We start from the raw sequence: 20,368 nt of genomic DNA on the forward strand, positions 1-20,368 counted from the left end.
CTGTCAAAAATTCTTGTGTGATATAATCCGATGCTATGTTAACCAGCGTCATTATCCCGGTCTGGAACGGGGAGGCTGTGCTAGCGGAGTGTTTACGCGCCGTTTTCACGCATGCGGGCGAACATGGGCTGGAGGTGATTTGCGTCGACAACGCCTCCATCGATGGCAGCGCAGCGCTTATCCGCTCTCAGTTTCCAGAGGTGAAACTGCTCCCCCAACCTGTCAATTTAGGTTTCGCCGGCGGCGTCAACGTCGGCATGGCGGCTGCCAGCGGCGAAGTGTTTGTCCTGTTGAACCAGGATTGTCTGGTTGCTCCCGGCTGGTTGGATGGGTTGCACGCCACCTTCCGAGAGCAGGCCAATTGCGGCATCGTCGGCGCCGTGCTCGAAGATGCAAACGGCGCCATCAACCACGCCGGCGCGTTTATCACGCGCCCTCTCGGCTATGGCCGTCACCGCACTGAAACGCCAGCGAACGATGTAGCGGTTGACTATGTGACCGGGGCGCTCTTCGCCATCCGTCGCGCCACCTGGGAAACGATCGGCGGCATGGACGAAGAGTTTTATCCCGCCTATTACGAAGAGAGCGACTATTGCTATCGCGCGCGACGTCGAGGGCTCGAAACCTATCTCTCCGTGCGCACTCGTGGACGCCATCTTTTCAGCAGCCGGGAATGGCTTCGCGAACCGATTCGTCACACCGCCAACCAACATCAATCTCGCTATCGCTTCATCTGCAAACAGTTTTCAGAGGCGGAGCTGATTGAATTCGTCGACGCAGAGGTCAAGGCCGCCGCAGCGGAACCCTCTTTTCACGAGTCGATCGGCCGCGCCCTGGCTTCGGCATCCATTCGCCAACATCTAGAGGAGATTTTCCAACAACGGATCGTGGACGGGAATAGCGCTCTCCCTCCACCGCTGAAGCGTTTGCTGCAAACAGGCATGGCGGAAATCTACTACGCAGCATATCGACGCAGTGAGCAATTGACCTTGCCCCAAACAGACAATGATGGCTCTTCAACGTTGGAATTTGAGCAATGGCAGCGAGAACTTGCACGAATTCACGAGCAAATCCAGGCCAGTTTCAAGGCGCTTGCAGCGCAACGCCGAGAAATCGAAAAGCTATATCAACCCTTGTGGAGCAATCCGTCTCTCCCTCTCTACAAAAGGATTCAATACGCTGTATACCAATTCCTCGGCCTTGCCAACCTTCATCAGTTTATGCAATTGAGGTCCTTACAAGATGCTCAGGCCCAAAACCTGGAAGATCTTGCCCGCGTGCTCGATCATCGACTGAATTTACTAGAAACTCAAATTACGTTGCAAGAGTATCGCCGACGATTGTCCGAGCTATTGCTTGCCCATGCCCAACGTTGAACATACATTTTCGGTGATTGTCAATACAACCGACCGCGCTGCTTCGTTAAAAATTTTGTTGCAGGCGCTCGAACATCAGTCCTACCCTCATTTTGAGGTCATCGTTGTGGTTGGGCCGACACGCGACCACACGCTTGATATTTTGAAAGAGTACGAAGGCCGGCTCCGCGTCCTTCATTGTCCGGTGGCGAATTTGAGCGTCTCGCGCAACATTGGCCTGCGGGCTGCGCGCGGCGAGATTGTCGCCTATATCGATGACGACGCCGTGCCCTCTCGCAATTGGCTCTTGCAATTGAATCGGATATTCGCCAATCCTCTGATAGCCGCAACCGGCGGCGTAGTCTATCTGGTCCATCCCGCGCATTCTGCGATCCAACATAGGCTGGGAATCATTTCTGCGCTGGCGGAGCAATATGACGTCCGCGCAGGACTGCTCGACAAATTGCCGCCTGAAGGGCTGGGGCGTTTTTGGACGATGCGAATGATGGGCGCTAATATGGCCTATCGCCGCAGCGCATTGATGGCTATCGGCGGGTTCGATGAATTCTATGAATGGGTGTACGACGACTCCGATGCGGCGGTGCGGCTGGCCAGCGCCGGTTTCCTCGTACAGCCCACAGCAGAAGCGCCCGTCTATCACGTGCCTGCATCGAGCCGCAATCGCGTCGCGTTTACGTTCCAGGGAAGATGGTGGATTCAAACCAAGGCCGCCGTCTATTTCTCTATTCGCAACGGACGGAGTCTGGGCGCGCCGCCCCGAGACATTTTGCGGCGCATCGGCTACTTTGTCCATGGTCATTGGCTCTGGAATGTCGATTTGCACCGTCACAAGAAAATCTCTTCAGGACAATTGCTCAAAGCAAGCATGCTAGAAGCGAAAGGGGCTTTTCTCGGCGCAACCAACGCCTTGTTTCGGCCCCCTACGCTGTTGTCGCAATCAATGCACCACGAAGAAAACACAAGCACAGAACCCATCCAACCCTATCTCAATCAGGACTCCGCCCTCCAGCCTTCCGTCGACCCGGTCAGTGGAAGACGCTCCACCGTGACGCTGGTGGACCCGCCCCTACGCGTTGCGTTGTTGAGCTTCAATTATCCGCCGGAGCGCTATGAGGGGGTTGGCAGACACACCAACTTAATGGCGAAAGGGCTGTTCGAGTTGGGGCACACCGTCCATGTGCTTACGCACGGCAAACAGGAAGGCGTCAGCTTCTACGACGGCGCCTATGTGCATCGCGTGCCGTATCGCCTCAACCGTTACCTTCATCTGCGCCATCTGCCCAAGGTGCACCACTTGCTGAACTACAGCCACGCTGTGCACGAGCGACTGGAGCGCCTCCTCTTGAACGATGACATTCAGATCGTTGACACACCGGTCTGGCAGGCGGATGGGTTCGTGACCGCCGTCTCCGGCATGTTGCCGGTGGTGGTGCGTCCACAAACTGCGCAGCGTCAGATCGGTCAAATTGAACGAGATTTTTCTGACGATACCCGGTTGGTGGGAGAAATCGAAGAGACGTTGCTCCGACGTGCGGCGCTCATTGCTGCCAACTCGTTTGCCACCACGATAGCTTTGCAAAAGGTCTATCGAGTGTCCGATCAATCCGCCCCGATTCAAATCATTCCTCATGGAATTGAAGCTGTCGCCGACGAGGCGACGCGTCCTTTTCCACTGGATCGTTTGCCCGCCAAATTAACCGTGCTCTATGTAGGGCGGCTCGAAAAGCGCAAAGGCATTCAAGACCTTTTTACTGCGATTCCAAAAGTGCTGCGTCGGCTACCGCACGTTGAATTTATCATTGCGGGCGCCGACAACAGCGAAGCTGACGGCTTCAAGCGCAAGACCGGCCTTAGCTACCCCGCCTATTTCCGAAAGCGTTATCCGGAATGCACTGCAAGCGTCCAGTTCTTGGGGGAAGTCTCCGAGGAGAGATTGCAGACGCTCTATCAAAGCTGCCATCTTTTCGTGGCGCCTTCGCTCTACGAGTCGTTCGGCCTGATCTATCTGGAAGCCATGAACTACGCCAAACCGGTGATCGGATGTCGCGCCGGCGGCATTCCGGAAGTGGTTGACGACGGCGTCACCGGCCGCCTGGTCGATCCGGAAAGCCCAGAGCAACTTGCAGAAGCGATGGCGGCGCTGTTGCAATCGCCGCGCACGCTATATGAGTATGGCGTCGCCGGCCGACAGCGACTGCTGGATCGTTTTACACACATCCATATGGCGCGCGGCTTTGAACAGGTCTATCGCCGCGTGCTTGCCGAAACTGCTGCGATGGCGCAAAGCCAGCCAACGCCTGTCCAGAAAGCAGAGAGCACATCATGAAACGTCCTGTCACGGTCGCCGATATTCTGAACTCTGTAGAGTTTGAATTGCTCCAACATTCGCTGATGCAAGATGACGTCTCTGAAGGCATTCAACGCCTGCGCGCATATCAGGCTCGCACGCGCGTCGAGTTGTTCGGGCAAGGGAAGTCTCCAGCCTTTGAGGATGTCGTGAGCGCCCAGTTTAACGCCAACGAAATGATGATGACGTTAATTCAGGTGCTGAATGAGCGCCTGGAAGCATTGCGACAAGAAGTGCGGCAGGCGGCGCATCTCAAGCAACATACACCCTCGACGGCGGACTCGCCGCCAGACTGGGGAGCTCTTTCGGATCAGCCGTTTGGTTCGAGCTACGCCCATTTCTACGCGTTCGATTTCGCCCCTGCAGCGAGCGCAGACTTGCCCGATAGAACCCATGCCCTGGAGGCGCTCGCCGAATCGCTCCAGGACGCATCCACCGTCGTTGAGATGGAGGTGCGCCAGAGCCATCTTCCCATCATCGGCGGCCTGTTGAATCGCATTCGCAGAGCCTTGCACGAACTGGTGCTGTTCTACACGAACAAAGTCGTCCGCAGACAGGCGCAAGTCAACGATGCGTACAACGTTGTCCTGCAGGAACTGGTCGCTCTCAACCGGGCGCAGGCGCAAGAAATTGCGCAGCTGCGCTGGCATCTCCAGCGCCTGACCGCTCCCGGAGCGCAAAACGATCAAGCTTCGAACGGATAAAATTCTGGGCGCAACGATTATGCCACCGGCGATGTTCATAGACGATGCACCCTTCTCTAATTCGTCGCCTTGAACCGACCTCATGCGCATTCTGCATGTAACCCAGCGCTATCTTCCCGCCGTGGGCGGCGCCGAACTGCATCTGGCCGCCATATCCAAGCGCCTAGTCGCCGAGGGTCATGACGTCACCGTCGTCACCACCGACGCATGGGACTTTGAGCTGTTCTGGCATCCGAGTGCGCGTCGGATTCCAGAGGCGGAATCTGTGGTCGAGGGGGTGCGCGTCCTGCGCTTTCCGGTGCGCCATCTTCCGGCGCCCCAGTTAAGCTATCCTGCGATGCGGCGCTTGCTTTGGACCTTGGCGCGCGCGCCAGCGCTGCCGTCTCCGTGGCTGCATCGGTTGGCGCGCTTCACGCCGTGGACTCCTGAACTCTTTCGCTGGTTTGCCACAACCCAGGAGCGCTTCGACCTGGTGGCCGGCATGACGATCGTCTTTGAGCCGTTGATCGCCGCCGCGCAACACTTTGCCCATCAAAATCGAACACCTTTCGTAATTTATCCTCTCACGCATCTTGGCGTCGGCTCAGAGCCGGGCGAAGACGCCGTGAGCCGGTTCTACACCATGCGCCATCAGGTGGAATTGGTGGTCAACAGCGCCTTCCTTCTTGCGAACAACGAGGATGAGGCCGCTTTTTACCAACGCCGGGGGATGCCCGCCGAGCGTATCGCCGTGGTCGGGCCGGGCGTGACTCTCGCCGAACTCCAGGGAGGCGATGGCGCCCGCTTCCGTCGTCGCTATGGGCTGGAAGGGCCGATTGTCGGCGTGCTTTCCACGATGGCCTACGACAAGGGCGTGATGCACGTCGTTGAAGCGGTGCGCGCACTGTGGCGCAAAGGCTTCCACGTCCACCTGGTTCTCGCCGGCGCCATCCTCGAGCAATTCCGTCGCTATTTAGACGATCTGCCGGCGGTGGACCGCGATCGACTGGTCGTGCTCGGCAGCGTCGACCATGCGACCAAACTCGATCTGCTCGACGCCATGGACATCCTGGCGCTGCCTTCTCGCACCGATTCCTTTGGCATGGTCTTTTTAGAGGCTTGGACCTACGCCAAACCGGTGATTGCAGCGCAGGCCTGGGGCGTGCGCACCGTCGTCGATCATGGTCGAGATGGCTTGTTAGTCCCCTTTGGAGACGTGCAGGCGCTGATGGAAGCCATTCAGACGCTTGCCGAAAATCCTCCGCTTCGGCGACGGATGGGGGAAGCAGGTCGCGCCAAAGTGCTCCGCCAGCATACGTGGGACTATAAATATCCGCTCATTCGAGATATTTACAGCCGACTTGCGAACGAAGGAGCTCCGGCGCAATGAAGGTGCTCCACCTGGTTCACCAGTATCCGCCGGAATTCGTCGGCGGCGTCGAGCTTTACACCCAAGCGCTGGCGCAGGCTATTTCGCGGCGAGGCTGGCAGAGCGCCGTATTTCATCGCTCCTATTCTGGAAAAGAAGCGCTCAGAATAGAACAACAGGACGCCGTCACCCTCTTTCGCGCTTCCGCCGGCGCCTTCTCCCCTTCATTGCGCTTTTTATCGACATGGCGACAGCCGGACATTTTCAACTTCTGGAAAACGGCGGTGAAGCAGTTCAGACCCGACGTCGTGCACGTTCAACATCTGATGGGCTTGCCGGTCGCCCTGCTTGAACATTTGACCCGGGTCGGCATTCCCTATCTCGTCACCCTGCACGATTACTGGTGGATCTGCGCCAACGCCAATTTGCTGACCAATTACAGCCATGTCTCTTGCGATGGCCCACGCGGGTATTTCAACTGCACGCATTGCGCCGTGGCGCGAACGGGGAAGCGTTCAGCCTGGGCAGGAGCGCCGCTGCTGTGGGGGCTCCTTGTAGATCGCAATCGCAGGCTCAAGAAACTGCTCCGCCAGGCTGCTGTGTTGTTGACGCCGTCCGACTTCGTGCGCCGCTGGCACAGTGAGCACGGCATTCCTGACAGACAGTTGCGGACCGTCAAACTTGGGATTTCGCCGCCAGACGCGACGCTCCTGCAGCGCAGACCCAAACAAGACGAACTCGCCCTTCTCTACGTCGGCGGGCTGGCGCCCAACAAAGGCGTCCATATCCTGTTGGAAGCCTTCCGCAATGTGAAGGGCCATCTTCGCCTCTCGATTGTCGGCGATCTTTCGTCGCATCCACACTACACCCAACTGCTGCGCCAGATGGCGGACACGCGAGTGACATTTCCAGGCAGGCTGAGCCGACAAGAAGTCTGGCGGGCCATGGCTGACGCCGACGCCGTGGCCGTTCCCAGCCTTTGGCACGAGACCTTCTGTCTGGTCGCACATGAGGCGCTGGCAGTCGGAACTCCGGTGCTGGCATCGGCAATGGGCGCTCTGCCGGAGGCGATTCAAGATGGCGTCAACGGGCTGCTGTTGCCGGCGGGCGATGTGAGGGCATGGAGCGACGCGCTTCAGCGCCTCGTGGACCATCCTCAAACGCTGGAAGCGATGCGAAGCCAAAGCGTGGATTTTTCGTCGTTTGAACAACACGTCGATCGGATTGAATCCATCTATCGAGAAATCCTGGAGAATCGCCCATGAGCCACCTCCTCGCCGGCCTGACGCTGGGCTTCGCCGCCGGCGTCAGCCCAGGTCCACTGATGACGCTTGTGATCACGCGCACGTTGGAATATGGCCTGGCCGCCGGGCTGCGCGTGGCCGTGGCGCCCTTGATCACCGATGCACCGATCGTCGTGCTCACGGTGCTGTTTGTTTCGGCGTTGCCCTCTGGCGTAGAGACAGCGCTGACGCTGGCCGGCGCCGCCTTTCTCCTCTACCTGGCCTGGGAGATCGCCCGCGACGCACGCAGTGCAACACTTCTACGAACCGGCCCGGCTGCGCAGGCTTCCGCCGTCGCCGACCTCTGGCGCGGGGTGATGGTGAATTTTCTAAGTCCGAATCCCTGGCTCTTCTGGATCGGCGTCGGCGCACCGCTCTTCACGCGCGCCTGGCAAAACAGACCCGCCCTGGCGATCGTTTTTCTGGCCAGTTTTTACGCCCTGTTGGTTGGCAGCAAAGCGTTGGCCGCCTTCGCCGTCGCCGGCGGACGGCGCTATCTGAACGATGATTGGTATCGACGACTCCTCTTCGCCAGCGCGCTGCTGCTGGCGTTTTTTAGTCTGCGTCTCTTCTGGCAGGCGCTTCAAGACATGATCGGGTAGAATACATTGCGATGAGGAAAGCTGTACGTCGGCAAAAAACCAAAACATCCGGTCCTGTTCCAGCATCGAACCCTTGATGAGACAGACGCCAGAATCCAGCCTGACCTATCGGGCGACTTCGCTGTATATTGCGCTCGTCGGCGCCAGCGCGCTAGCCGTCGCTTTGTGCGCGTGGTCGCTGTGGCGCCAATTCGACTGGGTCGTGTTGGTTTTTCTGGTCGGCTGCCTGTATGCGGCGTGGACGTTCGGCGTGCAGTGGCGCTCTCATGTGACGCTCGACGACCAGGGGCTTTCGCTGCACTCGCCCATCCAGAGGCTTCGCATCGAATTTCGACAGATTGACGCTGTGCACGAAAGTGGCCGGATCGCTCGGCGGCTCGTGGTCACCTATCATCCTCTGCAAGAGAACGGTCTACTTGACCTGGAAACGCTGCGTGCAACTGCGCTGCCCGCCGTTGAACGACAGGGCGAGTTGCTGGCGACGCTGCAAGCCCAAAAATCTCATCCGTCTTCCAGACAGACGCCATGACGCTGCCGTTTGCGCCCACCCTGGTGATCAGAGAACTGACGTCGGAAGACGTCGAGCGTGCGCTTGACCTGCTTCACCCTGCGTTGTCAGGCTCCATTTACACTCGGCCTATGACGCCCGCCGAAGCCGCCGACCAACTTCTGAACGAAGCGCCGCCGACCCTTCTGCCGGTGCGCTGGCGCAGTCACGCCGTTTTCATTGCACTGCGCGTTGGGGAGATGGTGGGCTTGCTCGATGCAGCCGTCGGCCTGGACAGTGAAAGCCAGGAGCGCCCTGATTACCAGCCGCTCGGGCTGCTGCGCTTTTTGGCGCTGCCCGCTGATGAAACCCTGCGCGACGAAGTGGGGCGTCGTCTGCTCGTCGCCGCCTATGCCTACTGGCGAAGCCATGGAGTCGCCGCAATCAAGGCGTATCACCCCAGCACCGGCTATCCCTCCTGGCAAGGAGGGTTTGGGCTGCTGCCGTCCGACTGGACGGACCAGGTGCGACTGTTGACCGCCGAAGATTTTCGATATACGGACCGCTTTTACTGTTTTTTCTGCACCCTTCGCCAGGAGCTTTTGGAAGAGGGCGTCCCGCAATCAGGTCTGACGTTGGTCTTTCGAGGAACCTCCGCGGACCGACGCTATCAGGTCTTCTTTCGACGCACCGAGTTGATCGGCGAGGCGCGCGTCGTCCGGTGCACCGTCGAGGTGGAGGGACGTTCGCTACAAGTTGCGCATCTTGTGCACTGGGAGGTCGATCCTCCCTGGCGCAATCACCATATCGGTCGCTGGATGTTGCGCAGAATTCTCAATGACGCCGTCCACCAATCGCTCGATCAAGCGATCGTCTTTGTGCGTATCCACCAGGCCGCCGCCATCAACCTGTTGGCGCAGCATGGTTTTGTCGAACATCCCTACCGCGGCTACGTATTGACGAAAACATTGCAGGCGTAGACGATGCACATTCTCTTCGTGACCGGCGAATACCCTCCCATGCGAGGCGGCGTTGGCGATTACACGCGTGCTCTGGCGCTGGCGCTGCATGATCTCGGCGCGCGCGTCAGCGTGCTGACTTCGCAACGCGCTGTCCAGCCCCACTGCACCGACTTTGACGAGTGTGTGCGGGTGTTGCCGGCCATCGAGCGATGGGACTGGCGCATCCTGCAAATTGCGCCCGAACTGGCGCATGAGCTGCGCGCCGATTGGGTGCACGTGCAATATCAGACGGCAGCCTACGGCATGCATCCCGCCGTCAACTTCGCTCCCTGTCTCTGGAAACGCAAGGGCGTGCGCACGGCATGGACCTATCATGACCTGCTGCCGATGTACCTCTTTCCCAAGGCGGGTCGCTTTTTGCGACGTTGGGTGACGGAAGTTCCGGCGCGTTGCGCGGAACTGGTCATCACAACCACAGAGACCGATCGCCTGGCGCTGCTCCAACATCGCATCGAGGCCGTCGCCATTCCGATCGGCAGCAACATCGTCAGCGTGCAGCTTTCCGAAGCAGAGCGCCGCGCCCGCCGTCGCCGGCGCGGCTACGCCGATCACCACCTGGTCATCGGCTTTTTTGGCTTCCTCAATCAGAGCAAAGGCGGCGTGGAGCTGGTCGAAACGCTGCGCCGTCTACGCGGGAAGCGCAACGACGTGCGACTGCTCATGATCGGCGACAAGATCGGCGCCAGCGACCAGACCAATCAGACTTACTTTCGCAAGGTGGAAACTCTGATTCGCAAATATCAATTATCGGAGCTGGTGCAATGGACAGGCGCCGAGCCCGACAGCGAAGTGGCCGCCGACCTCAATGCTTGCGACGTCGTGCTTTTGCCTTTCGCCGACGGCGCCAGCCTGCGCCGCGGCACGCTGATGGCGGCGCTTGCCAACGGCTGCGCCATCGTCACAACGCGACCGCTCGCCCCCTTGCCTGAATTGCAGCATGAGCGCGAGGTGCTTTACACCGAAATCGGCGATGCGGACGCCATGGCGGAGGCTGTGCTGCGCCTCGCCCACGATCCTGTCCTGCGCGCCCGGCTTCAAAATTATGCGCGCCGCGCCAGCGCTCAGTTCGGCTGGGAAGAAATCGCCCGACGTCACCTGGAGAGATACCAATATGGCGTCAGCTCCGTTCAAGCATAACTTGCCAGATGTTCCAACCCCTGCTTTCCCCTTGCGGGCGGCTCGACGGCATTTGCCACTCCTCATCGTTCTGCTCATCTACAGCGCCTGCGCCGTACAGATCGCCTTTCGGTTGCCCGCCTTCGCCAGCCCCAACGAGGCGCTGCACTACGAACATCTCGTCTTGATCCGCAAGACAGGGCGCCTGCCGGACTTACACAGCTCAACGCGCGCCGATGAGCGTCATCAGCCGCCCCTGTACTACGCGCTGGCTGCTTTGTTCAGCTGGCCTTTTCCCGATCCTCCGCTCGACACAGAGCTGCCGCCCAACCCCCACTTTCTGGCGACGCGTATCGGGAACCTCAATCCCATCGTTCCGATGACGCCTTCCGAATTGCCTGCGTTGTACGCGGCGCGATTGGCGTCCACTGCGCTGGGGTTGCTGGGGCTGGTCGGGATGTACATCGGCGCCCGGCGCATCCTGCCCGACGCATACGCGCTGCTCATCGTCAGCCTGACGGCGTTTCAGCCCATGGTTCTATTTCTAAGCGGAACCGTCAACAACGACTTGGCCGCAACCGCCTTTTCCGCCCTTGTGGTCACCTGGAGCGTAGTCCTGACGCTCCAGGACGCCCCGCCTCGCTCGTTTGCGGCGATCGGCGTGTTGCTGGGGCTTGCAATGCTTTCGAAGGCGAACACCGTTTTCTTGCTGCTGTTGATTCCTCTCTCCGCCTTTTTTCTCTGGATGAAAACGCGCCGGTGGCGAAAGCCGATCCTGGCTGCAACGTGGTCCGTCGCCGGCTTTGCGCCGTTGTGGGGGCTGTGGCTGGCGGCCAACGCCTTGCGCGGGGAGGATGTGTTCGGCGTCTCGCGCAGCGTGCCCATCCAGGCCATTCTCACTGCGCCGCTCACCGACCTGCTTCTTCTCCCGCCCCATCTGGAGGTGATCTTTCGCACCTTTTGGTTCGACTGGAGCATCGGAGGCGTCGGTTTTGCGCCCGGCTGGCTCTATACGCTTTCGGCGGCCGGCGTCGTGGCAGGTTTCGCCGGCTGGCTCTTCTATCGTCGCAACGCAACGATATCGACATGGACGCCTGCGCTGCCGGTGATGCACGCAATCTGGGCTGCTGCGCTGGTGGGCGTCTACCTGCTGACGCGCACACTGGCGATCCGTCCCCTGGGCGGCGTCATTCCAGAGGGCCGACTGCTGCTGCCGATCGTTCCAAGCCTGGCCTGGTTGACGGCTTGCGGCTGGCTCTGCTGGTGGAGCGCGCGCCGGCGACAGTCCGTCGCCCTCCTCAGCGCGCTGGCTCCGGCGCTGCTCGGCGTTGCCTTTGCGTTCTTCTGGCTTCCCGACCACTATCCGCAGGCGCAACGGCTGACCCATTCAGCGGTCGCCGCCCTCAACCGCTTCGAGGAGCCGCTCCTCTACGGCGACGCCATCGCCCTGCACGGCGTCGAGAGCCAGCCTCTGTATCACGGCAAAATCGCCGAGGTCACGCTGTACTGGGAGGCGCTGCGCCGGGTTGAGCGAAACTACACCGTCTCTCTTCAGTTGTTGATCCCAACCTCTCCTTCCTGGACGGTGAGCGATCAACAACACAGTTATCCTGGAGCGGGGCTTTCGCCGACGCAACGCTGGCGGGCGGGGGATTGGTATGCCGACCGTTACCGGCTGTTGCCCGCCGCAGATTTGAACGGCCCCACGCGTGCGCTGCTCGGCGTCTGGTTGCTGGAGAACGTCGGTGAGAATGAGGCTCCGCTGACGGTCCTGCGCGCCGGTCAAATTTACGATCCGCCGATCGCATCCGAAGTCGTGATTCGCCCGCAGGCGCCTCTACAGCCTCCCGCCGAACATTTGCTGGCCGAGCCTGTCCGGTTCGGAGACGTCGCTGCGCTGATCGGGGTCGAATGGCTGCCCGCCGCGTCAGCGCAAAGCGAGATCGCCGGCGTGGTCCTCTGGTGGCAGGCGCTCGACGCAATGGCAACCGACTACACGATCTTTGTCCACGCGACGGACGCGAACGCTGCGCTGCTTGCGCAAAACGACGGCCCTCCGAATTTTGGGCTTAGCCCGACCCGGCTCTGGGCGCCAGGGGATGTGATTCGAGATGAGCGTCTCTTCGCAGAGCCGCTCGCATCGGCCCGCAACCTCCTGGTTGGTCTCTACGATCCGCACAGCCTGACGCGTCTACCGGCCTATGTTGAGGGCGCCAGGTTGCCCGGGGATGCGGCCAGCTTCACCACGCCAGGCTCGCCGTAGACGTCGATGGAGCAGCGCAGACATCTTCGTTCCGGTGAAGCGTGAAATTTTCGGCAGCCACGGTTTCGATGTAAGCTCATATGCTTGTGATGGCGCAAACGTCGGCGGGGAAGCCCGCTTCATCGGATCAGATAGGCGTCGGATCGGCGAACAGGAGCGCCGCCGGTTGGCGACGTCTTTTCCTCCTGGCGTTGTTGATGCTCAGCTTTGCGCATGCTGTGATTCTTCTCGACGCCAAAGACCTGTGGTGGGATGAAAGCCTCAGCCTGCAGCGCGCAGAAGAAAATCTGCCCAATCTGCTGCTCGGCGTGCTGGTGATCAAGGACGGCTTTAGCGAGCTGCGGACCATTGACCAACATCCGTTTTTCTATTTCGCGCTGCAGGCGCTGTTGATCCGCACGGCGGGAGAGAGCGTCTTCGTCCTGCGCTACGGCTCGGCGCTGGCGGCGACGCTCTTCACCGCAGGCGTCTATCTCTGGGCGCGCTGGATGGAGCGCCGCGCGCTTGCGCCCGCGGCCACGGCCCTGTGGGCGACGGCGCTGGCGGCGGTCAACCCTTTCCTGCTCTGGTACGGACAGGAGGCGCGGCCCTACGCGCTGTGGGCGGCGCTGGCGCTGCTCGCCACCTATCTGCTGCTGAGGGCGACGGAGCAGGAAAGATTGAGCCGCCCCCATCTCTTCGGCTTTCTTCTGGTCGAGCTGCTTTTTGCACTCACGCACTATTACGCCGTCTTTTTGATCGCCATCCATCTCCTCATCCTGGCGGCCTGGTCTTTCCGCCATCGCGTACGCTCCGGGATGATTGCGATCGCCGTCGTCGCGTTCGCCAGTGCAGTCGTGGGCGGCTACGCGCTGTGGAACGCCGTCCGTCAAGGCGCAGGCGAAAACTTTCCCAAAATCACGGCGCGCATCGTCGTCCCTGACCTGGTCAACGCCTTCAGCCTGGGGCCGAGCGCCGATTTGGCGCTGGCCTGGCCGCTCGACCTGCTCTTCGCGGCGCTCGCCGTCATCGGCGCAGGATGGGGGCTGCGCTCATGGGAGTCTCTGCGTCGCGGCGGTTGGGTGACGCCGGTCGTGCTCATGACGCCGATATTTTTGATTTTGACGCTGAGCCGCTTTCAACCGCTGTACATGAACTCGCGCCATCTGGGCATGTTGGTCGGGCCGTACACGTTGCTGGTCGGCGCCGGGCTGGCGGCGCTCGGTCGCCTGCGCCTATGGGCGCCCTGGCCGCTGGCGCTGCTCCTGTTTGCCGGCGTCGGCTGGAGCACGCTCAGCTACCACACACTCGAACAGTATGACAAAGACGACTATACGCGGCTGGGCGAGATCATGGACGGACGCATCATGCCCGGCGACGCGGTGCTCTATTACCCGCCCTCTTCGTGGCGCATCTTCGAGTATTACCTGCCGATGGCGCCGGTGCACGAAGCGATTGCGCACGGGGCGCGCCTGGGCGTTTACGGCGCGCCGCTGCTCAACCGCCCCATGGAAGACACCTTTGCCTGGCTGGCGGAGCTGGGCGAGCAATTCGACCGCATCTGGGTGATCAAGTCGACCACACACCCCTATTTCGATCTGGAGGGCGACGTCGAGCGCTGGCTGCTGGAGCACTTCCTGCGCGTGCGCGACGTCGAGCTCTTCAGCCAGTCCTCGCTGCGCATCCATCTTTATCTGCCCAAAATTCCGGTGTTCGAGGCGCTGCCCGAAACCGTGCAACACCCCATCACCGCCGAGTTTGGCGACCTGATCCGGCTGGCCGGCTATGACGTCAACGTCGACCCGGCGGCGGTGGGGCTGCCCTGGCAAGTGCGCCTCTATTGGCAGGTGTTGGAAAAGCCCGACCGCCGCTATCGCTACATCTGGCGGCTGGTCGAGGAGGACGCCTCCGGCGCCGAGCAGACGCTGGCCATGGTGGAGCGAGAGCCATACGAAGGCGACATCCCGACGCTCTATTGGGACCCGGGCAAGACGATCATGGAGTTCGTCGAGTTTCCGCCCTCTGAACCGGGCGCGGGAGGAGTCCGTCGCTTTTACACCTTACAGGTCTATGACGCTGAAACGTGGGAGAAATTGCCGGTCACCCGCATCGAAGGCGGCGAAATCGGCGCGGATGGCGTGACGGCGCGCTTTCCGGCGGAGGCGCCATGAAAACAACCGGACTCATTTTTGCGCTCTTCCTGCTCCTGGGCGTCGCCTATAGCCTGGTCGTCCCTGCTTTCGAGACGCCGGACGAACCATTTCACTACGCCTTCGCCCGCCATATCGCCCAGGGGAACGGCCTGCCGGTGCAGGACCCTCGTTCGCCCGGCCCCTGGGCGCAGGAGGGCAGCCAGGCGCCGCTCTACTATCTGATCACCGGCGCAGCGACGGCGCCCATCGACCAGAGCGACTTCGAGGCGATCGCCATCCCCAACCCGCGCGCCAACATCGGCGACCCGCTCTATCCTGGCAACAAAAACTTCATGCTCCATTCCGGCCGCTGGCGTGCGTTGACGGGAGCCAATCTTGCGCTGCATGTGGGTCGCTGGCTGTCGCTGCTCATGAGCGCGTTGACGCTGTGGTGCCTGTATCGTCTGGCGACCTTCACCTTCGCCCACAACAAGACGCTGGCGCTAGGCGCGACGGCGCTGGCCGCCCTGATCCCCCAGTTTCTCTTTCTGAGCGCCTCCTTTTCCAACGACAACGCCGTGATTGCCGCCAGCGCCTTCACCCTCTTCTGGCTGGCGCGGCTGCTCGTAAAGGCGGAGAAGGAGCCGATCCGACGACGGGAGTGGGTTGTGCTCGGCGTTGCGCTGGGCGCCGCTGCGCTGAGCAAGTTGCAGGGGCTGGGGTTGATCCCGCTGAGCGGCCTGGTTGCGCTCTTTTTGGCCTGGCGACGCAGGACGCCGCGCCTTGCGCTCGAGGCGCTGCTCTTCACTGGCCTGCCGGCGCTCTTGATCGCAGGCTGGTGGTATGCGCGCAACATTGCGCTTTACGGCGACTGGAGCGGGCTTTCGCACCTGATGGAGATCAACGGCCGACGTCAAGAGCCGCTGACCTGGAAAAACTTCTGGCCCGAGTTCGACGGCCTGCGCTACTCGGCCTGGGGCGTCTTCGGCTGGTTCAACATCCTGCTGCCGGATTGGTTCTACAGGACAATGGACGTCGTGACGGTCATCGGCCTGAGCGGCGCAGCGCTGGCGACCGTCGCATCGCTGCGCAATGCAGCTTCGCATTCTTCGCCCTTCAGTCCCCGCCTCTTGCTTCTCCTCTGGCTGTGGCTGGGCATGATGGCCGTCCTGTTGCTCTACTGGACTTTGCAGGCGACCGGCAGCCAGGGGCGGTTGCTCTTTCCGGCGCTGCCTTCCGTCGCCATTCTCCTGGTCGTCGGGATCGAGTTCTGGCTGCGCTGGCTGCCCGCGCTGTGGCGACGCCCGCCGCTCATCGGCGTGACGGGCGTGCTGGGGGCGATGTCGATCTACGCGCTGGGCTGGCTGCTCCCCAACGCCTACTACGCACCACCGCCTGTGACAACCATCGACGCCCGCGCAACGCAGCTCGACGTGCGCTACGGCGACGAGGAAAGGCTGCGCCTGCTGGCCCTACGCCTCGACGCCGAGCGGGTGCGCGTCGGCGAGAGCCTGCCTGTGACGCTCTATTTGCAAACCACTGCGCCGTTAGAGCAGGATTATCAGCTTTTTTTGCAGCTTTTGGATGAAAACGGCGTTGAAATCACCAATCTGACCACCCATCCAGGCTGGGGGCGCAATCCCACCACCTTCTGGACGCCCGGCGCCATCTACGCCGACGCCTATCTGCTGCGCGTGACCAGGCGCATCGACTCGTGGGCGCCGCTAGCGGCGCGGCTCTACGTAGGCTTCATCGACCCGGCGACTGAAGCGGAGAGAACCTATCTGCCGCTGCCTGCATACAACTCTGCCGGTGAGGAGATCACGCCTTTCATCGGCGTCGTAACGGTGGAGCCGCCGACCGCGCCGGAGCTCAGCCTGCCGGCGGAGGAGGTGGGCAGCGAGTTCGGCGGCGTGATCCGACTGGATCAAGTCGCCGTGCAGTGGAAGGACGAGACCCGCACGTTGATCGTGGAATTGCTCTGGGAGGCGCTGGGGCAGCCGGCGACAGACTACACGGCGTTCGTCCATGTGCTCGACGCTAAAGGAGAGCGCGTGGGCGGATATGATCAGACGCCCGCAGGCGACCGCTTTCCGACGCATCGCTGGCGCGCAGGGGACCGCGTCCTGAGCCGATTTGAAATCGCACTGCCCGACTCGCTCTCTGCGGGCGACTATGAGGTCTGGGTCGGATTGTATGAATCGGCGAGCGCGGGCGCGCTGCGTTTGCCGGTGACTTCAGCCGGGCTTGTTCTCGCAGGAGACGGCCAGGTGCGAGTTGCGACGTTTGCGCCCGAGTGACAAGTTCCCTTCAGGGCGTCACGATGGCGGTCACTGCAAGCGAGTCCAGCCACGGCGCAACCGAAACGGGCAGGATGACGGCGCCGCTTTCGAGCTGCGCCAGCAACGTCATCATTGCTTCGGCCGAAGGCGCGGTGGTGACGCTGCATTCAAGCCCGCCGGCAGTCGCTTCTTGGGCGAACTCGTCGGCCTGCGGACGAAATTGAGGCAACGCCAGGATGCGAATGCTCGTCCCGCGCGGTCTCGCCAGCTGCGCAGCCAGCTGAACGGCATGATCGGAAGCTGCATCTCCTAAGTAAACGACTGTGAATGGGCCGCTCAGCGGCTGCTGTGCGTGCACGAGCACGGGCCGCTGCGTGTTGCGCGCCACGGCCTGGGCCGTCGAGCCGATGCGTTTGCCCGGCGTCGTGCCGACGCGTCCGAGGCTGACCATGTGCGCCTCGGAGCTGGCGGAGAGCAACTCCGAGGTCACCCTCCCACGCACGACTTTAAAAGACCAGGAGAGTCGCTGGCGGCCGGCGATCTCGGCCATGATCTTGCGCAACTGCGCCGCCCGCAGCTGGAATTCGCGCTCGATATGAGACTGCACCAATCGGCGGGGCCTGGCGGTGAAAGAGCCGATTTCAAAACCAAACGGCAACCCACACAGATGCAGGAGATCGGTGTCCTCTACGTAAATGCCGCGCAGTTCCAGGTTCAACGCGGCTGCAATTTCGGCGGCGGCGGCGAGCGCCGCTGCGCTGTAGGGCGAGGCGTCCAATGCCACGAGTATATATCCCGGCGACGATGTTTCGCCGCGTTCTTGCCCGCTCATCCAGTATACTCCTAAAAAATGACCAGAGCTCACTTGAGCACCTCTCACTCCAACTTGGGCGTCTCCTCGTTGGCGCCGGATTTGGCTTCCTTTTGCGCCTGTTCTTTGCTTTCGAGCGCGCGGCGTTTTTTCGCCATTTTCTCCAGGCGATCGATGACGGCGCGGTTGACCGTTCCCTTTGGATACTTGCCCTGCTTGTTGGGAACGCCCGCGGGCATGCCGGTCAACAGCTCGATGCCTTCATCGATGTGCGAAACCGGGTAGATGTGAAACTTGCCGGCGGCGACGGCTTCGATCACGTCGTTGCGCAGCATCAGGTTCTTAACGTTGGTCTCCGGAATCAACACCCCCTGATCGCCGGTCAGGCCGCGCGCCTTGCAGAGATCGAAAAAGCCTTCGATCTTTTCGTTGACGCCTCCGATCGCCTGCACGCGTCCGTATTGGTCGACCGAGCCGGTGACCGCAAGCCCCTGCCGGATCGGAATGCGGCCGATGGCGGAGAGCAATGCGTACAGTTCGGTCGAAGAAGCGCTGTCGCCTTCGACGGCGCCATACGATTGCTCGAAGACAATGCTGGCGGAAAGCGCTAGCGGCTGTTCGCTCGCGTAGCGGGCGTTGAGAAAACTGGCCAGAATGAGCACGCCTTTAGAATGAATCGGCCCGCTCAGGTTGACTTCGCGTTCGATGTTGACGACGTCCCCGCGCCCCATCCGTACGGTGGCGGTGATGCGCGAAGGTTGGCCGAACGTGAAGTTGCCCAGCTGCAGCACGGAAAGGCCGTTGATCTGCCCGATGACCTCGCCGGTGGTGTCGATGTGGATGGTGCGGCGCAGGATTTCGCTTTGAATCAATTTTGCCACGCGGTCGAGGCGAAAGATCTGGGCGTCGATGGCCTGTTGCACATGTTCGGCGTTGATCACTGTGGCGTTGGCCTCCGCCGCCCAGTAGTTGGCCTCTTGCAGCAGATCGACGATGGCCTGAATCTGCGCCGTCAACCGCTCGCTGTCGCTGACGAGGCGCGCAGCGTGGTCGATGACGGCGCCGACGGCGTAGCGGTTCAGCGGCCGCAACCCCTCTTTGCGCACGATAGAGCTGATCAACTGCGCATAGGCCAGGTGCATCTCCGGCGTGCGCTCCACCTCGTCGGCGAAATCAGCCGCCACCTTGAAAAGCTCGTTGAAATCCGGGTCGTACTGAGAGAGCAGATAGTACAACAGCCGGTCGCCCAAAAGAACGACTTTGACATCCAAGGGCATGGGCTCAGGTTCCAGCGAAACGGTGCTGGTGAGGCTGAGGATTTGGAGGACGGATTCGATGCGCACTTCACCGAATTCCAGCGCGCGCTTCAGCCCTTCCCAGGCGTAAGCGTTGGAAAGCACCTTCAGCGCGTCCAGGATGAGGTAGCCGCCGTTGGCGCGATGCAAGGCGCCTGGCTTGATCAACATGAAGTCGGTGACCAGTGCGCCCATCTGCGCCATCTGCTCGATGCGACCGTTGAGATTGGTGTAGGTGGGATTGCTCTCATAGACGACAGGCGCCCCCTTGACGTCGGCGGAGTCCACCAGAAGATTGACCTGATAGCGACGCAGCGGGGAGACGCTATCGAGGAGGGCCAGCGGATTTTCGCCATCGGAGGCCTGACGCTGTTTTTCGCCCGCCATCAAGAAGTCGCTCAGATGCTCCTGAACATCTCGCCGCACCTCCTGAAGATATTCCAGCACTGCAGGCATGTCGGCGTATGAGCCGGCAAGTTCAGAGATCAGATCGTTGAGCACAATGCTGGCGATCTCTTGATTGAGCGCGCGCACCTGATTGCGCAGCTCGCGCTCCCAACGCGGGGCCTGCGAGATGACTTTCTGCAGCTCCTCCTGCATCACCTCGACGTCGGCGCGAATGCGTTTTTGCTCCTCTTCAGGCAACTTCTCGAACTCATCCGGCGTCAACACTTCGTCGCCCTTCAACGGCGCAAAGGCCAGTCCGGCGGGCGTGCGCAGAAGGGTCAGGCCGCGTTGGCGCGCCTGTTCCTGAAGCTGCATGAGCGTGGCTTGTTGTCGATCCTGAAATTCGCTTTCGATCGCGCGCCGCCGCGCCTGATATTCTTCGCTCTCGAAAGCCGCGGAGAGCGCAGTCTGCATATCCTCGACGAGGCGCGCCATGTCGCGCTTGAACTCTCGCCCCCGCCCCTGCGGCAACCGCAGGATGCGAGGCCGGTAGGGCTGGCTGAAATTGTTGACGTAACACCAATCCGAAGGGGGCGGCTCCTGAGCAGCGCGCTCTTCGATAATGCGGCGCACCAGCGTGTGTTTGCCCACCCCAGAAGGGCCCAGTGCATAGATGTTGTACCCTTGGCGGCGCATCTTGACGCCAAAACGCAAGGCGCTGACCGGGCGCTCCTGCCCGATCAAGGCGACGACGCCGTCCAGATCCTCTGTTGTTTCAAAAGGAAATTCCTCCGGGTTGCAACGACGACTTAAGGCTTCGGGAGACAAAGGATTTATGGGAGACAATGGTTGCTCCTCTCCATCATGCAAGGTGGCAGTGAATGGATAATTTTTAATTGTGAAACACAACCTTCCAGAAAGTCTGGAACTTTCT

General features: G+C 61.1%; 14 protein-coding genes. 12 read left to right on the forward strand and 2 right to left on the reverse strand.

Annotated features, from left to right (window positions below; all coding sequences use genetic code 11):
- Positions 1 to 35 precede the first annotated feature (35 nt).
- From Q0367_RS17155 to Q0367_RS17210, 12 genes are all read left to right on the forward strand, one after another.
- Positions 36 to 1,376 carry a glycosyltransferase family 2 protein gene (locus Q0367_RS17155; protein ID WP_298983751.1) on the forward strand — a complete coding sequence of 447 codons (1,341 nt, stop codon included), beginning with the start codon at positions 36 to 38 and terminating at the stop codon, positions 1,374 to 1,376.
- Entirely contained in the window at positions 1,363 to 3,702 is a 2,340-nt protein-coding gene (locus tag Q0367_RS17160) for a glycosyltransferase (RefSeq protein WP_298983753.1), read from the forward strand. The genes Q0367_RS17155 and Q0367_RS17160 overlap by 14 nt, the downstream gene beginning before the upstream one ends.
- On the forward strand, positions 3,699 to 4,427 hold the full coding sequence (locus tag Q0367_RS17165) for a hypothetical protein (protein ID WP_297633450.1): 729 nt from the start codon (positions 3,699 to 3,701) through the stop codon (positions 4,425 to 4,427). The genes Q0367_RS17160 and Q0367_RS17165 overlap by 4 nt, the downstream gene beginning before the upstream one ends.
- Before the next feature lie 82 nt (positions 4,428 to 4,509).
- Positions 4,510 to 5,796 carry a glycosyltransferase family 4 protein gene (locus Q0367_RS17170; RefSeq protein WP_298983756.1) on the forward strand — a complete coding sequence of 429 codons (1,287 nt, stop codon included), beginning with the start codon at positions 4,510 to 4,512 and terminating at the stop codon, positions 5,794 to 5,796.
- Positions 5,793 to 7,040: a glycosyltransferase gene (locus Q0367_RS17175; protein ID WP_298983757.1), complete on the forward strand. Its 1,248-nt coding sequence runs from the start codon at positions 5,793 to 5,795 to the stop codon at positions 7,038 to 7,040. Before Q0367_RS17170 ends, Q0367_RS17175 begins: the two co-directional genes overlap by 4 nt.
- Positions 7,037 to 7,660, forward strand: a complete 624-nt coding sequence (locus tag Q0367_RS17180; protein ID WP_297633444.1) for a LysE family translocator — start codon at positions 7,037 to 7,039, stop codon at positions 7,658 to 7,660. Before Q0367_RS17175 ends, Q0367_RS17180 begins: the two co-directional genes overlap by 4 nt.
- Positions 7,661 to 7,736: 76 nt before the next feature.
- Complete coding sequence (locus Q0367_RS17185) at positions 7,737 to 8,189, forward strand: hypothetical protein (protein WP_297633442.1); 453 nt, start codon at positions 7,737 to 7,739, stop codon at positions 8,187 to 8,189.
- Positions 8,186 to 9,127: an N-acetyltransferase gene (locus Q0367_RS17190; protein ID WP_297633440.1), complete on the forward strand. Its 942-nt coding sequence runs from the start codon at positions 8,186 to 8,188 to the stop codon at positions 9,125 to 9,127. The genes Q0367_RS17185 and Q0367_RS17190 overlap by 4 nt, the downstream gene beginning before the upstream one ends.
- A gap of 3 nt (positions 9,128 to 9,130) precedes the next feature.
- Positions 9,131 to 10,306: a glycosyltransferase family 4 protein gene (locus Q0367_RS17195; RefSeq protein ID WP_297633438.1), complete on the forward strand. Its 1,176-nt coding sequence runs from the start codon at positions 9,131 to 9,133 to the stop codon at positions 10,304 to 10,306.
- Positions 10,307 to 10,358: 52 nt separating this feature from the next.
- The gene (locus tag Q0367_RS17200; RefSeq protein ID WP_298983761.1) at positions 10,359 to 12,548 is read left to right on the forward strand and encodes a glycosyltransferase family 39 protein; all 2,190 of its coding nucleotides are present in this window, start codon (positions 10,359 to 10,361) and stop codon (positions 12,546 to 12,548) included.
- Between the two features lie 89 nt (positions 12,549 to 12,637).
- The gene (locus tag Q0367_RS17205) at positions 12,638 to 14,698 is read left to right on the forward strand and encodes a glycosyltransferase family 39 protein (protein ID WP_298983763.1); all 2,061 of its coding nucleotides are present in this window, start codon (positions 12,638 to 12,640) and stop codon (positions 14,696 to 14,698) included.
- Positions 14,695 to 16,959 (forward strand): DUF2142 domain-containing protein, encoded by a 2,265-nt coding sequence (locus tag Q0367_RS17210; protein WP_297633432.1) that lies wholly within the window; start codon positions 14,695 to 14,697, stop codon positions 16,957 to 16,959. Before Q0367_RS17205 ends, Q0367_RS17210 begins: the two co-directional genes overlap by 4 nt.
- Before the next feature lie 10 nt (positions 16,960 to 16,969).
- Here Q0367_RS17210 and Q0367_RS17215 read toward each other — a convergent pair whose 3' ends face one another.
- Positions 16,970 to 17,773 (reverse strand): hypothetical protein, encoded by an 804-nt coding sequence (locus Q0367_RS17215; RefSeq protein WP_297633429.1) that lies wholly within the window; start codon positions 17,771 to 17,773, stop codon positions 16,970 to 16,972.
- 44 nt (positions 17,774 to 17,817) lie between these two features.
- Positions 17,818 to 20,280, reverse strand: coding sequence for a Lon protease family protein (locus Q0367_RS17220; RefSeq protein ID WP_298983766.1), 2,463 nt, complete (start codon positions 20,278 to 20,280; stop codon positions 17,818 to 17,820).
- Positions 20,281 to 20,368 lie beyond the last annotated feature (88 nt).

The sequence above is a fragment of the uncultured Caldilinea sp. genome (assembly GCF_937128415.1).
Taxonomy (GTDB): Bacteria; Chloroflexota; Anaerolineae; order Caldilineales; family Caldilineaceae; genus Caldilinea.

Excerpts from the sequence above, each read along its gene's own strand:
- Q0367_RS17185 (WP_297633442.1), top strand. The coding sequence starts at position 7,737 with ATGAGACAGACGCCAGAATCCAGCCTGACCTATCGGGCGACTTCGCTG.
- Q0367_RS17175 (WP_298983757.1), top strand. The coding sequence starts at position 5,793 with ATGAAGGTGCTCCACCTGGTTCACCAGTATCCGCCGGAATTCGTCGGC.
- Q0367_RS17160 (WP_298983753.1), top strand. The coding sequence starts at position 1,363 with ATGCCCAACGTTGAACATACATTTTCGGTGATTGTCAATACAACCGAC.
- Q0367_RS17210 (WP_297633432.1), top strand. The coding sequence starts at position 14,695 with ATGAAAACAACCGGACTCATTTTTGCGCTCTTCCTGCTCCTGGGCGTC.
- Q0367_RS17180 (WP_297633444.1), top strand. The coding sequence starts at position 7,037 with ATGAGCCACCTCCTCGCCGGCCTGACGCTGGGCTTCGCCGCCGGCGTC.
- Q0367_RS17155 (WP_298983751.1), top strand. The coding sequence starts at position 36 with ATGTTAACCAGCGTCATTATCCCGGTCTGGAACGGGGAGGCTGTGCTA.
- Q0367_RS17215 (WP_297633429.1), bottom strand. The coding sequence starts at position 17,773 with ATGAGCGGGCAAGAACGCGGCGAAACATCGTCGCCGGGATATATACTC.
- Q0367_RS17205 (WP_298983763.1), top strand. The coding sequence starts at position 12,638 with ATGGCGCAAACGTCGGCGGGGAAGCCCGCTTCATCGGATCAGATAGGC.
- Q0367_RS17165 (WP_297633450.1), top strand. The coding sequence starts at position 3,699 with ATGAAACGTCCTGTCACGGTCGCCGATATTCTGAACTCTGTAGAGTTT.
- Q0367_RS17195 (WP_297633438.1), top strand. The coding sequence starts at position 9,131 with ATGCACATTCTCTTCGTGACCGGCGAATACCCTCCCATGCGAGGCGGC.
- Q0367_RS17170 (WP_298983756.1), top strand. The coding sequence starts at position 4,510 with ATGCGCATTCTGCATGTAACCCAGCGCTATCTTCCCGCCGTGGGCGGC.
- Q0367_RS17190 (WP_297633440.1), top strand. The coding sequence starts at position 8,186 with ATGACGCTGCCGTTTGCGCCCACCCTGGTGATCAGAGAACTGACGTCG.